We start from the raw sequence: 13,124 nt of genomic DNA, 5'->3' as shown, positions 1-13,124 counted from the left end.
GGGAACGGCAATATGGAGAGAAATACAGTTAAAGAATATACAATACGAACTGCTACTGAAGAGGAGAGCGATACTATTATTACTCTATTAAGAGAAGTAGCAGAGTGGTTACAACATAAAGAAGTAGATCAATGGCAGTATCTGTTAGGAGGAGAGGCTACAGCTGAAATATTAGAATGTATAAGAAATAAATATACGTATATTGTTATGAAAGAAGATGAAATTGTTGGTACGATTACAGCATCTCCTAAACAAAATGAATGGGATGAACATATTTTTGGTAAAGAGGAAGTTTCGGATTCAGTATATATTCATAGATTTGCGGTGAGACGGAAGTATAAGGGGAATGGAATAGGAGAATCGATTTTGCAGTGGGTAGAAGAAAATGTACAGTGTGATAAAGAGTACTTGAAGTTAGATTGTGTGGGACATAATCGTACGTTGAATGATTTTTATAAGAAAAATGATTTTGAGTATGTGGGCAGTACGGATGGGCTTAGTAAGTTTCAAAAGAAAAGGAGCAAATAAATGAATCCAATTAACGTAAGTTTAGTTAAGAAGTTAATACAGAAACAGTTTCCTGAATGGGCACATTTAGAAGTGAAACCTGTAAAGTTTAGTGGGCATGATAATAGAACGTTTCACTTAGGAGATCAGATGAGTGTTAGATTACCAAGTGATGCAGCATATGCACCGCAAGTAGAGAAAGAAAACAAGTGGCTTCCTATATTAAATAAGGAACTTTCTTTACCAATTTCTGCACCAATTGCAAAAGGGCATTCGTCTGAAGAGTATCCGTGGCCATGGTCTATTAATAAGTGGATAGAGGGAGAGACAGTTAAGAAAGAAAATGTTCGTGACTTACATGAATTCGCAGCGGACTTAGGATCATTTCTACTAGAATTGCAATCCATTGATTCTAGTAACGGACCAATAGCTGGAGCGCATAACTTTTACCGAGGCGGGTTTATATCTGTATACGATGAAGAAGCGAGAGTAGCTATTGAAAACAATAAAGACGCTTTTGATGAGTCATTGTTAAAGCACCTTTGGGATTTAGCGCTCCGATCAAAATGGGAACGCACACCAGTTTGGATTCATGGAGATGTTGCGCCAGGGAATTTACTCGTTAAAGATGGAAAGCTTTGTGCCGTAATTGATTTTGGTATACTAGGAGTAGGTGATCCGTCGTGTGACGCGGCGATGGCATGGACATTTTTTGATGAAAATAGTAGAAATGTATTTAAAGAAGTGTTGAGGATGGATGAGGAAACGTGGGATAGAGCGAGAGGATGGGCGCTTTGGAAGGCGTTAATTACATATGATGCGAATAGAAATAGTAATGAAAAAGTAGCTGAGGAAGCATATCGTGTAATCCAAGTGATTGTGGATGATTATAAAATGAGATGAAAATAGTAATGTGTAGCACAAGTTTTGATTGAAGTTATTTGACGTTTACTATGCAATAAAAAGGAGGGAACATAATTGAAAGTCAGGCAAGGGAAATATGAAGAAATAAAATTGCGTGATAGAATTCCAGGTATGGTTGAATATATAGATAGCACAAGACTTCCGGCTGATTTTCACTACTATATCCCTCCACACTGGCATAGAAGTATTGAAATTAGTTTAGTAATATATGGAGACGTTTTTTTGTATGTAAATGGGCAAAAAAAGAAAGTATCAGCTGGCGAGTTTATTTTTGTAAACAGTGGAGATGTGCACGAATTTGAAAAAGTTGAGAATGCAAGTTGTGCAGTAATGATGTTAATAGTTTCGTATGAATTTCTTAAAGAGCTAAATGCTGATTTTGATAAATATAGATTTACTCTACAAGCATCATTTGTGCAGAAAGAAAAGCTCCAACAAATATTTTATGAATTAAAGGAGTTAGTCACAAATTTTGATGAGTTAAGTTATATAAAAATGAATAGTTTAATTTATGAGATTGTTTATATTCTATTGCGCCACTGTAAAGATAGAAAAAAAGAAGATAATGATTTTCAATTTGGAAATAAACAAAAAGAGATAATTACATATATGTATGAACATTATGATGAAAAGCTTAAAATGAAAGATGTAGCGAAACACTTTTTTGTAAGTGAGGAACATTTTTCTCGGATGTTCAAAAAATCTTTCGGATCAAATTTCATCTCTTTTTTAACGAGATACAGGCTTCATAAAGCGTATGAAGATATTATTAGCAGTACGAATTCTATACAAGATATAGCAGTGAAACATGGATTTCCCAATGTGAAGTCATTCATTTCGCAGTTTAAAGGGAAATATGGGGATACACCATTACAGTATAGAAAAAATATCATATCAAAAAATGACAATAATTGAATCAAATATGAACAACAATAAAAATACGTTCCATGTTACATTTTGTACATGGAACGTATTTTTATTTAGTAAATGGAAATGTATACGGTTATATAATTATTCGGAAAATGAAAGCGTTAAAAAAGAGATGGGGGAATAGTGAATGTCTAGAAAATATAGCTTAGATTTATTAGAAAAGATTCAAGAAAAACAAGAAACCATCAATGTACAAGGCGCAGAAGTAATAGTGAAAAACATACCAGATTGCGATGAAAAGGGAGCAATGGATCCACGTCTTTATAAAGATATGAAGGTTCAAATGAATATAATGAGGTTTATGCCTAAAAATATGATGAAAATGGACGCTTCTGAAAAATCGGTAAAGAATATGAGAAAGCAGTTTAATGGTATTAAAAGCGTTCCAATCGTAACGAAAGATATAAATATTACGAATGAAACGGTTAAAGCGGAAGATGGATATGACATTCCGATAAGGATTTATAATAGTATTTCAAAACAAGAAAACGCGCCAATTTTATATTTTATTCATGGTGGCGGATTCATGGCAGGATCACCAGATGTGGTAGAAGAACTTGTGAAATTAATAGTAGAAAAAACAGATATACTAGCCTTTTCTGTAGATTATCGATTAGCTCCAGAACATCCTTTTCCAAATGGACATACAGATTGTTACACTACTTTAAAATGGATTTATGAGAATGCTGAAGCATTCGGCGGTGATAAGAATAATATTTTTGTTGCGGGTGATAGTGCTGGAGGGAACTTAGCACAGTATTGTACAACGAGAGATATGGAAGATGGTAGAAACTTCGTTAAAGGGCAATTACTTCTGTACCCTACACTTAACATGTGTGACTATGAAGACGAGTTTTATTCTTGGAGTATAGATAAATATGAGATTGCTCCGAAATATAAAAAAGGATTAGAAAAAATGCTTAATATGATGCATGCAATGGTCGGAGGGATGGCAGAAATACTTGGTACGGAAGACATTCATTCGAAGTATTTAAGTCCATACGTTGATGTATCTTCAGATTATCCAAGTACATTTATTACGGTAGGAGAACATGATTTTTTAATGATTGAATGTTTAGCGTATGCAGCTAAATTGAAGAAACAAGGAGTGGATACTGAAACGATTCTCTATCGTGGTTTAGGGCACGCGTATGGAGATAATGTAGGTGTCTATCCTCAAAGTGAAGATTTAGCGATTGAGATGGGGAGTTTTATATTGAAGAATAGTAAGAAAGACTCCTACTTCGAGCAATGATTTTAAACTCTACTTTGTGCTTTAAGTGAGAATATCTAAAAAGTATATAAAAAGCCTAATTTGATCTAAATGTTTCAAATTAGGCTTTTTTATATGATTAAATATTCAAGATCAAAAGAAGGAATAAAACTATATTATACAGAATATTTAGATAATAGGAGGTGTCGGATTTTGAGTGAAATTGAATTAAAAAGTAATGTAATTAAGACAGGAAGAGAGAGGAGTATGATTCTTCGGTTTATACTCGCTAGTCTCGTTGGGGTGTTTATGTTTTTCGTACCTGTTACGATAAATGGAGCTTCTTCTATTATGATTGATCATATCGTATCGTGGATCCGTACTTCAGTTCCGGGCGTAGTACCTTATTATGCATTGTTTGTTATGGTGATTGGTGCGATTTATCCATTTTATACGAAGAAATGGAATGCATCTATCGTAGACATTTGTTTTTCTATTTTAAAAGTAGTTGGTGTTGTTTTTGGCGTATTATATTGTTTTAAAGTGGGACCAGCTTGGTTTTTTGCACCAGATGTTGGGCCGTTTTTGTATGAGAAACTAGTTATATCGGTAAGTTTACTCGTTCCGATTGGTTCGGCGTTTTTAGCGTTATTAGTCGGATATGGGTTGCTTGAATTTATCGGTACATTTTGCCGTCCGATTATGAGACCTTTATGGAATACGCCGGGACGATCGGCAATTGATGCGGTTGCTTCCTTCGTTGGAAGTTATTCACTAGCCTTATTAATTACGAACCGCGTATATAAAGAAGGAAAGTATACGACAAAAGAAGCAGCCATTATCGCTACAGGATTTTCTACAGTATCCGCAACATTTATGATCATCATCGCAAAAACATTAGACATTATGCATTTATGGAATGTTTATTTTTGGACTACACTTGTAGTAACATTCATCGTGACTGCTATCACCGTAAGAATCCCACCTCTTAGTAGAAAGCCCGATACATATATTACGAAAGAAGGGTTCCCAGAGCCCGTTTATAAGGAAAAAATGTTAGAACGTGCTTGGGAAGATGCATTAGAAGTATCAAGATCTGCACCGAGCATTATGAAAAATATTGCAGTGAACTTAAAAGACGGTTTTATTATGACGATGGGAATTTTACCATCTATTATGTCAGTAGGGTTAATTGGTATCGTCTTAGCGAAGTTCACGCCAATATTTGATTGGATCAGTTATATTTTTTATCCATTTACATGGGTTTTACAATTACCAGAAGCAGACTTAGCTGCTAAAGCGGTATCAGTTGGTATTGCAGAAATGTTTTTACCATCATTATTAGTTGTAAGTGCGCCGCTCGTGACAAAGTTTGTCATTGCGGTTATTTCGGTATCATCTATTTTGTTTTTCTCCGCTTCAATCCCTTGTATATTATCGACAGATATTCCGTTAAAAGTATCTGAACTTATTATTTTGTACGTGCAGAGAACGATATTAACGTTGCTTATTATTACGCCGATTGCTTATTTGGTGCTTTAATAGGAAACCCTCGCTTTCTATGTGAGCGAGGATTTTTGTTGTTAAAATCATTATATATAAATTTTGAGATATTTATTCATATGTTATAGTAACAAAAGAAGGGGGCTTACAAATGGAAATCATTCACGAAAGAGCGAAGTTACGGTTAATGGATAGTGGTGATGTCGAAACTTTGTTTTCGATTGTAGAAGGAAATAGGCAAATTTGGGCGTATTTAATCTCTAAAATGGAAACTGTTCAAGATATGCAGCAATATGTTCAAAAAGCGATAAAGAGTTATGGAAAGGGTACACAAATCCCTTGCGCTGTAGTGGATCAACAGACGAACAAGATTGTAGGGAGTACACGTTTATATAATATTTCAGTAGAAGATAAAACAGTGGAGTTAGGGCAGACGTGGTACCATCCAATTGTGCAACGTACGAGTATAAATACAGAATGTAAGTATATGCTTCTCCAGTATGCTTTTGAAAAACTGCATATGCTACGAGTGCAAATTAAGACGGATGTAAGAAATGAAAAAGCACAACGAGCAATTGAAAGGTTAGGCGCGGTAAAAGAAGGTGTGCTAAGAAATGAAAGAAGATTGCCGAGCGGTCATGTGAGAGATGCAGTTGTGTACAGTATTATTGCGAGTGAATGGTCAGGCGTGAAAGGAGAATTGTTAGAAAAATTAGAGTTATACAAAGAAAAGCTATAATTCGTATTTTGTAAGGTATATGATCGTAATTTGCGAATAATATACCTTTTTTTCTTACAAAACACTAACTTATTTAATTTACTTTTGTTTCATCATTCCCTTCTGAGAAAAAATTCGTTACAATGTAGTTGTATGGTAATAAACTAATGAATTAAAATTGTAATGAAAACCGCAAATGAAAAATGAATTGATAATCCTCAATTTTAAATGAAAACCCTTTTATATATAATAAGTAAAATACCTTCTTTTAAACAAACTCAAACAAAACGATTTGATATAAATGTTTTTTTATAGAAGTATGGATGATGTACGGAGGCAATTACAAATGAAAGAAAATAAGAAGAGTAAAAAAAGACGAATCTTTCAAGTGTTTTTATTAATGATTTGTTCTGCTATTTTGTATGTGAGCTATGCAGCTTACGATATTTGGAGTTATCGCTTTAAAACGGATGATGATGTGAAGACAGATGCTGGTATCGTGCTAGGAGCAGCTTCATGGAACGGAAAACCATCTCCTGTATTTAAGGAAAGAATTAATCACGCGATTTCTCTATATAAAAACGGAAACATTAAGAAAATTATTTTTACAGGTGGTACAAAGTTTGAAGCCGAGCTTGAGGAAGCTCGCACTGCTAGAGTATATGCATTGAAACAAGGTGTAAAAGAGGAGGATATTTTAATTGAAACAAAATCCCTTTTCACTGAAGAAAATTTAAAGAATGCGAAGGAAGTTGGAATAGAGAACGGAATACACTCATACACGATTGTAAGTGATCCACTTCATATGAAACGCGCAATGAGAATCGCAAAACATATTAACATTGAGGCATATGCTTCACCGACTCCAACATCAGCATATAAAACGTTAGATACAGAAATTCCATTCTTTTTTAAAGAATTATTCTCGTATATCGGATATGTAACCTCTTTGCCGCTAAAGGCATTGAAGGGGGATTAATATAAGAAAAGGACCTGTTTTTCTATAGGTATTTTTCTTATAATCCAAAAACATTGTATTTTTATCGGAATAGTGAAACAATAGAGAGGTAGCTTCATATAATCATAATGACAAAATGAACGGTTTATGAATCGAGCATTTACGGGCAGCCCGACTCCCACTGAACTTCTTTGCTCCACCTGAATTTTGAGGTGGGAGTTTTACTGCCCGCAAATAGCGGGATAAAGGAGATTATAGTATGGCACTCTCATTTGTTGAAACAGAAGAACAATCTTTCATTATTGAACAAATAAATAAATTGATTCCGAAGTTCATGGAAAGGGAGCATCAATTAAGTGAATTAGGATCATTTCCGTATGAAAATATTAATAATTTAAAAGATATCGGATATACGAAAATAACGTTACCGAAGGAATTTGGTGGTAGTGCGATTTCTTTATATGACTTCGTTTTATTTCAAGGGAAAATTGCAGAAGGCTGTGGAGCTACTGCATTATCGATTGGATGGCATATCGGTATTGTAAAAGAGCTAGCTGAAAATCGCTCTTGGAATGATGGAATGTTCAAATGGTTTTGCGAAGAAGTGCGTAATGGTGCACTCTTTAATCGGGCAGCAACAGAACCGAAAACAGGAAGTCCGACGCGTGGTGGTAAACCAGAAACAATCGCGGTGCAACAAGGCGAGAAGTGGATTATAAATGGAAGGAAAACTTTTACAACGATGGCACCAGTACTTGATTATTTTATTATTTCAGCAAGTATGGAAGGCCGAGAAGAAGTTGGTGAGTTTGTCATTCCAAGAAATACGCTCGGTGTATCAATTGAAGAAACATGGGATAGCGTTGCGATGCGAGGAACTGCTAGCCACGACCTTGTCTTACAAAATGTGGAGATAGAAAACCGCTTCTTTACGAATGTATTGGGCGGGAAAGTGAAACAAAAGGGTATTGGCTGGTTGCTACATATACCAGCATGTTATTTAGGAATCGCACAATCAGCAAGAAATTATGCAGTTCAGTTTGCGGAATCATACAAGCCAAATAGTTTAAACCATTCTATTAGTTTATTACCGAGTGTTAGAAGATTAGTTGGAGAAATAGAGCTTGAGCTTATGCAAGCTCGCGTCTTTTTATATCAAATTGCGAAAAAGTACGATGAGGCAGAAGATAAACTATCACTACAAGCAGAACTAGCGGCAGTGAAATACGCAGTAACAAATGCGGCGATATCTATAGTAGATAAAGCAATGCGTATCGTAGGGGCAAAAAGTTTATCAGAAAAAAATCCACTTCATCGTTATTACTTAAATGTCAGAGCGGGTTTACACAATCCGCCGATGGATGATGCAACATTGTCTATACTGGCGGATGTAGCATTTCGGTCGTGATGTTTTAGGAATAGAGCTTATGAATTTAAATGTTATTGTTTATGGACAATATAGTTGTTTTGAAAGCACGTGTTTGATTAGTAATCGAACACGTGCTTTTTATTTGTTTGCCATCCTAGTTTGAAATGTAGTGTTTTCATATAAATGATTATCATGATTTGATGAATGTTCCTAGATGAAAAATATTTATTGTAATGCCAGTTTGGATGTAAACGGTGATAAGGTGTTTTTTGTTGGGAAGGAATTTGTAACTTTTAATAGAATAATTTATGAAGATGATTAGATAATAAATGTTTACACATAAGGAGATAAAACTATGGAAAAGAACAAATTACTAAGAATGGACAATGTCAGTATCGTTGTAGAATCTCTTGATGACGCAATCTCTTTCTTCGAGGAGATTGGCTTGAAACTCGAAGGGCGAGCTACTGTCGAAGGTGAATGGGCTGGTCGCGTAACCGGACTGGGCTCCCAGTGCGTAGAGATTGCTATGATGGTTACGCCAGATGGCCACAGCCGAATTGAACTTTCGCGATTTCTCACCCCACCTACTATATCAGATCACCGGACTGCTCCTGTAAACGCCCTTGGTTATTTACGCGTCATGTTCACTGTTGAAGACATTGACGAAATGGTATACAGACTCACGACTAAGTGTGGTGCTCAGCTCGTTGGCGAAGTGGTTCAGTACGAGGACTCGTATCGACTCTGTTACATTCGTGGAACCGAAGGGCTTCTAATCGGTTTGGCGGAACAACTCGGTAACAAATAAGAAAGTGACGTTTTATAAAAAAACTTTACTGAAATATATTACTGAAGTGAAAATTGAAACAGAATAGTAGTGTGAAAGTAACTTTAAGAAGTAGGGTACGTCATATAACATAACATGCAAGCGAAAGGACTCTCCGAACCACTTGGTCGCCGGGGAAGAAGCAGGGAAGAGATTCAGGCAACATCTCTGTGAAAACGTTATATGCTAATTCTTCTCAATTTGAAGAAATTTATTATTCAATAAAAGGGCTCTTCTCCAGAGCGACAAAAAAGCCAATTTCCTTAATTTTAATATTGAGAAATTTGGCTTTTAATTTTGGAATTTCTTTACCGTTGTAAATTCGTATTTTCCTGAGCTACCCTATGCTCATCAAACTAAGAAGAGCAACTACTCCAAAGCGAGAAAATTGACATCTCCAGATGAGGATGTACAATTTTTTGTTTTGAGGATGCTCCAAAATATTAGCTTGATAGCAATGGGCAGCATCCCTTGAATAGCTTCGAAGAACTCAATTCTAAAAAATACATCTGAACGAGAGATAATGGAATGTTCTTTTGTAAGATGTATATCTTTTTCTCTTTTTAGTAGTATTGTTCATGAAAAATAGCACATTACAAATAAGTGTTATCAATTGAAAAAATCTTTCTTTTCATTCTTCTTTTTATAGTTTTATAGGAGAAAGCTAGGTTTCTTATTTTTACTAATGTATAATAAGAAAAAAGCACGAAAAGAGGTTATCTCATGCTAGAGGTTATTGCAACATGTTTAGAAGATGTGAAACGAATTGAAAGCGCGGGTGGGAAGCGGATTGAATTAATTTCATCTTATACAGAAGGTGGATTAACGCCGAGTTATGCATTTATTAAAAAAGCGGTAGAAGCAGTAAATATACCGATTCACGTTATGATTCGTCCGCATGCGAAGTCTTTTACATATACGGAAGAAGAAATTGAAATGATGAAAGAAGACATTAGCGTTGCGCAGAAGTTAGGTGCAGCAGGCGTTGTATTAGGCGTATTAAACGAACAAAAAGAAGTTGATAAAGAGAAGCTAGCAGATTTGTTATCTGTTGTAGATGGAATAAATGTAACGTATCACCGTGCGATAGATGATATAGAAAACCTAGTAGAAGCGATGAGAACTTTAAAGGAATTCCATAAAGTGACTCACGTGTTAACTTCAGGTGGACAAGGAAATATAGTAGATAATATTCCAGTGCTTAAAGATATGCAAAAGGTAAGCGATGGTCAAATTCAACTTGTAGCTGGAAGTGGTGTAACGAAAGAAAATATAAAGCAGTTATTAGATGAAACTGGAATTTCGCAAGCTCATGTCGGTACAGCGGTAAGAGAAGGTAAATCATGTTTTTCTGAAATTGATCGAAGTTTAGTGCGAGAATTAGTTGAAATAATAAAATAAGTGCATAAGAAAGAGGAGAAACGATGAAGGAAAATACGAAGAAAGAATTATTCTCTTGGGTTAAAACAATAGGGTTTACCCTTGTACTAATTGTAATTATTCGCGGTGTTTTATTTACACCTTCTTTAGTGCAAGGTGAATCGATGATGCCAACGTTAGAAAATAATGAGCGCGTTCTCGTGAATAAGATTGGTTATAGTATAAGTGGATTAGATCGCTTCGATGTTATCGTCTTCCACGGAAAAGAAGGGTACGACTTAGTAAAACGAGTAATTGGTTTACCAGGTGATACAGTTGAGTATAAAAACGATGTTTTATACGTAAACGGAAAAGCGATGGAAGAACCGTATTTAAAAGAGTTTAAAGAAAAAGCAGCTGGCCGTGTATTAACTCCAGACTTTACATTAGAACAAATCACAGGGAAAACGAAAGTGCCAGAAGGCCAAGTATTTGTTTTAGGAGATAATCGTGAAGTTTCTAAGGACGGTCGCATGTTTGGCTTTATTTCAGAAGATGAAATTGTTGGAAAAGGACAAGCTGTTTTCTGGCCATTGAAACAAGTAAGAGCGTTATAAAGCAAGTATGGGAGAAATGTTCTTCTTGTGGATTTAAATCACATTTTTTGTAAAACTGAATGTTCATTTAAGAAAGACAGAGGTCATTTTGATTATTATTTTTCAAAATGACCTCTGTTTATTTGAAAATAGTGTTGCAAGGAGGGAATTTAAATGATAACGAAAGAAGCAGAAGTTATCTTAAACAGGAAAGGAGCCAGGAAAGTAAACGAAATTCCTAAAGAGGTCTTACAATTACTACAGCAAGGGAAATTAGAAAGTATTAATCTAACAGAATGGCTAGCTATAAATCATATTGAACTACTCAAAAATGTCTTACCTTCAATAGGACTCAAGAATAGTTTGGAAAGCATAGTAGCTGAATTAGAAAAACAGAACGTGGAAACAGGAATGAAAGTCATACGAATAACAGGAACTTTATTGGATGAAATTATACTCAAAGAGAATGAAGGAAACAAGGAAGATGTATTGTTAAAATTATCTAATCATATTTCAGATAGTGTACGATGTTGGGCAGCGTTTATGAATAAAAAATCAAATAACACATTAAAAGATACATTAACGTACATTCGACCTTTTGCAGCGGATCATCATTTTGGTGTTCGAGAAATTGCTTGGATGTCTATTAGAGAAGATCTTTCACAGAATATAGAAAAAAGTGTGGAGTTGTTAGTAGAATGGGCAAAAAGTGAAGATGAGAATATTCGTAGGTTCTCTGTAGAATCTATTCGTCCTCGAGGTGTATGGAGTAAACATATTGAAATATTAAAACAAGAACCTGAAAAAGCACTTCCTATTCTTAATTTACTTAAATCAGATCCATCAAAATATGTCCAAGATTCGGTTGGAAACTGGTTAAATGATACAAGTAAAACGAAACCGGATTGGGTAATGAACCTGTGTGAAGAATGGGAAAAGGATACTGATATAAAATCAACTAGTAGAATTATTAAAAAAGCTAAAAGAACGATTTTGAAAAATAAGTAATATGTACCTAATAGACTTGTTAGTTGAACGAAGGAACAATCAATCAATCAAGTTAAAAAAGAATACTGTGAATAACAATGAGAAGAGCATGTTTTGATCAAAAATTGATTCAAACATGCTCTTTATATTTTCTTTTATAGCAGTGTTATTAATGAAAAGTGATCAAATTTTATTTCAAATCTAAACTTCCGTACTTTTTTATTGTAACTTTTATTCTAATAGTTCGTTCTTCAAGTGTTAAAGTTTTGTCAATCATTCAAGAGCCTTTTATTTTATATAAATCACTTATTATTTGTGTTTTTTTAATAGCGGACAAAATATATCGGATTATGTACGTGAAAAAAATATTGATAGAATTGAAAGAATATTTTATAATTTTAAATTATATCTTTGTTTCGAAAAATGGAATTAAAGTTCCGAAATTCGGAACAAAAAGGAGATAGGATGAGTATAAATAAAACGGCAGTGAAGACAATGGATATTTTAGAGTTATTTTATGAGCATGAAGAGTTAAGTTTAACAGAGATGGTTCAGCTTACAAATATGCCAAAAACATCTGTTTATCGTTTAATCGGTTCGCTAGAAGAAATGGAGCTTTTACAAAAAAATGAGAAGGGGAAATATTGTCTTGGAGTCGTTTTTTTAAGGTTTGGGCAACTTGTTTCACAAAGATTATCAGTAAGAAATATTGCGATTCCATATATGAAAGAGCTTAGAGATAGTTTAGGGCAGGCAGTTAATTTAATTATTCAAGATGGTAATGATGCAATTTACGTTGAAAAGATGGAAGGAGTTCAGCCGGTACGTGTTTATACAGCGGTTGGAAGAAGAGCACCTCTTTATGCGGGGGCATGTCCGAGAATTTTACTATCTTATTTTTCTGAGGAAGAGAAAAGGAAGTATATAGAGGAAACCGATTTAAAACAGTTTGCGGATGGAACAATTGTGAATAAGGAACATTTGCTAGAAGTATTACAACTAGCGAAAAAGGAAGGTTACACAATTAGTTATTCTGAATTAGAAAATCATACAGCAGCTATAGCAGCTCCGATTTTTGCGAATGATGGAACGGTTGTAGCAGGTATTAGTGTTTCAGGTTTAGCAATTGAGTATGGCGAAAGTAACATTTCATATTTTACTGCGAAAGTGAAAGAAACAGCATACCGCATTTCGAAAGAACTCGGCTTTTTGGCATAGAAAGAGGGAATGG

Annotated in this window: 13 protein-coding genes; all 13 read left to right on the top strand. The window is 34.7% G+C overall.

The features are described from left to right. Positions 1-12: 12 nt before the first annotated feature. The 13 genes from MHB70_RS13970 to MHB70_RS13910 all read left to right on the top strand — a co-directional run bounded on the left by MHB70_RS13970 (position 13) and on the right by MHB70_RS13910 (position 13,111). Complete coding sequence (locus tag MHB70_RS13970) at positions 13-528, top strand: GNAT family N-acetyltransferase (RefSeq protein WP_000440855.1); 516 nt, start codon at positions 13-15, stop codon at positions 526-528. Then, positions 529-1,410, top strand: a complete 882-nt coding sequence (locus MHB70_RS13965; RefSeq protein WP_001068238.1) for an aminoglycoside phosphotransferase family protein — start codon at positions 529-531, stop codon at positions 1,408-1,410. A gap of 75 nt (positions 1,411-1,485) precedes the next feature. Further along, on the top strand, positions 1,486-2,346 hold the full coding sequence (locus MHB70_RS13960) for an AraC family transcriptional regulator (protein WP_000868380.1): 861 nt from the start codon (positions 1,486-1,488) through the stop codon (positions 2,344-2,346). Between the two features lie 142 nt (positions 2,347-2,488). Beyond that, positions 2,489-3,616, top strand: coding sequence for an alpha/beta hydrolase (locus tag MHB70_RS13955; protein ID WP_000088547.1), 1,128 nt, complete (start codon positions 2,489-2,491; stop codon positions 3,614-3,616). Positions 3,617-3,787: 171 nt separating this feature from the next. Continuing rightward, positions 3,788-5,116 carry a YjiH family protein gene (locus MHB70_RS13950; RefSeq protein WP_001289430.1) on the top strand — a complete coding sequence of 443 codons (1,329 nt, stop codon included), beginning with the start codon at positions 3,788-3,790 and terminating at the stop codon, positions 5,114-5,116. A gap of 112 nt (positions 5,117-5,228) precedes the next feature. Continuing rightward, complete coding sequence (locus MHB70_RS13945; protein WP_000402592.1) at positions 5,229-5,816, top strand: GNAT family N-acetyltransferase; 588 nt, start codon at positions 5,229-5,231, stop codon at positions 5,814-5,816. 325 nt (positions 5,817-6,141) lie between these two features. Further along, positions 6,142-6,774 carry a YdcF family protein gene (locus MHB70_RS13940; RefSeq protein WP_000662220.1) on the top strand — a complete coding sequence of 211 codons (633 nt, stop codon included), beginning with the start codon at positions 6,142-6,144 and terminating at the stop codon, positions 6,772-6,774. A 238-nt stretch (positions 6,775-7,012) separates the two neighbouring features. Then, complete coding sequence (locus tag MHB70_RS13935; RefSeq protein WP_001218351.1) at positions 7,013-8,161, top strand: acyl-CoA dehydrogenase family protein; 1,149 nt, start codon at positions 7,013-7,015, stop codon at positions 8,159-8,161. 316 nt (positions 8,162-8,477) lie between these two features. Further along, positions 8,478-8,933 (top strand): VOC family protein, encoded by a 456-nt coding sequence (locus MHB70_RS13930; RefSeq protein WP_000414361.1) that lies wholly within the window; start codon positions 8,478-8,480, stop codon positions 8,931-8,933. A 741-nt stretch (positions 8,934-9,674) separates the two neighbouring features. Then, positions 9,675-10,352, top strand: coding sequence for a copper homeostasis protein CutC (locus MHB70_RS13925; RefSeq protein ID WP_000895104.1), 678 nt, complete (start codon positions 9,675-9,677; stop codon positions 10,350-10,352). Between the two features lie 23 nt (positions 10,353-10,375). Next, a complete protein-coding gene (lepB, locus tag MHB70_RS13920; protein ID WP_000662506.1) occupies positions 10,376-10,927 on the top strand; it encodes a signal peptidase I in 552 nt (183 codons plus the stop codon). A gap of 153 nt (positions 10,928-11,080) precedes the next feature. Beyond that, positions 11,081-11,914 (top strand): DNA alkylation repair protein, encoded by an 834-nt coding sequence (locus MHB70_RS13915; RefSeq protein ID WP_000628824.1) that lies wholly within the window; start codon positions 11,081-11,083, stop codon positions 11,912-11,914. Positions 11,915-12,358: 444 nt separating this feature from the next. Beyond that, on the top strand, positions 12,359-13,111 hold the full coding sequence (locus MHB70_RS13910; RefSeq protein WP_000026373.1) for an IclR family transcriptional regulator: 753 nt from the start codon (positions 12,359-12,361) through the stop codon (positions 13,109-13,111). Positions 13,112-13,124 lie beyond the last annotated feature (13 nt).

The sequence above is a fragment of the Bacillus sp. FSL M7-1020 genome (assembly GCF_038050415.1).
GTDB classification, from domain to species: Bacteria; Bacillota; Bacilli; order Bacillales; family Bacillaceae_G; genus Bacillus_A; species Bacillus_A toyonensis.
The sequence above is the reverse complement of the archived record's forward strand: the minus strand, read 5'-3'. Positions and strand labels throughout refer to the sequence as shown.

Excerpts from the sequence above, each read along its gene's own strand:
- MHB70_RS13970 (WP_000440855.1), top strand. The coding sequence starts at position 13 with ATGGAGAGAAATACAGTTAAAGAATATACAATACGAACTGCTACTGAA.
- MHB70_RS13965 (WP_001068238.1), top strand. The coding sequence starts at position 529 with ATGAATCCAATTAACGTAAGTTTAGTTAAGAAGTTAATACAGAAACAG.
- MHB70_RS13955 (WP_000088547.1), top strand. The coding sequence starts at position 2,489 with ATGTCTAGAAAATATAGCTTAGATTTATTAGAAAAGATTCAAGAAAAA.
- MHB70_RS13945 (WP_000402592.1), top strand. The coding sequence starts at position 5,229 with ATGGAAATCATTCACGAAAGAGCGAAGTTACGGTTAATGGATAGTGGT.
- MHB70_RS13940 (WP_000662220.1), top strand. The coding sequence starts at position 6,142 with ATGAAAGAAAATAAGAAGAGTAAAAAAAGACGAATCTTTCAAGTGTTT.
- MHB70_RS13935 (WP_001218351.1), top strand. The coding sequence starts at position 7,013 with ATGGCACTCTCATTTGTTGAAACAGAAGAACAATCTTTCATTATTGAA.
- MHB70_RS13930 (WP_000414361.1), top strand. The coding sequence starts at position 8,478 with ATGGAAAAGAACAAATTACTAAGAATGGACAATGTCAGTATCGTTGTA.
- MHB70_RS13925 (WP_000895104.1), top strand. The coding sequence starts at position 9,675 with ATGCTAGAGGTTATTGCAACATGTTTAGAAGATGTGAAACGAATTGAA.
- lepB (WP_000662506.1), top strand. The coding sequence starts at position 10,376 with ATGAAGGAAAATACGAAGAAAGAATTATTCTCTTGGGTTAAAACAATA.
- MHB70_RS13915 (WP_000628824.1), top strand. The coding sequence starts at position 11,081 with ATGATAACGAAAGAAGCAGAAGTTATCTTAAACAGGAAAGGAGCCAGG.
- MHB70_RS13910 (WP_000026373.1), top strand. The coding sequence starts at position 12,359 with ATGAGTATAAATAAAACGGCAGTGAAGACAATGGATATTTTAGAGTTA.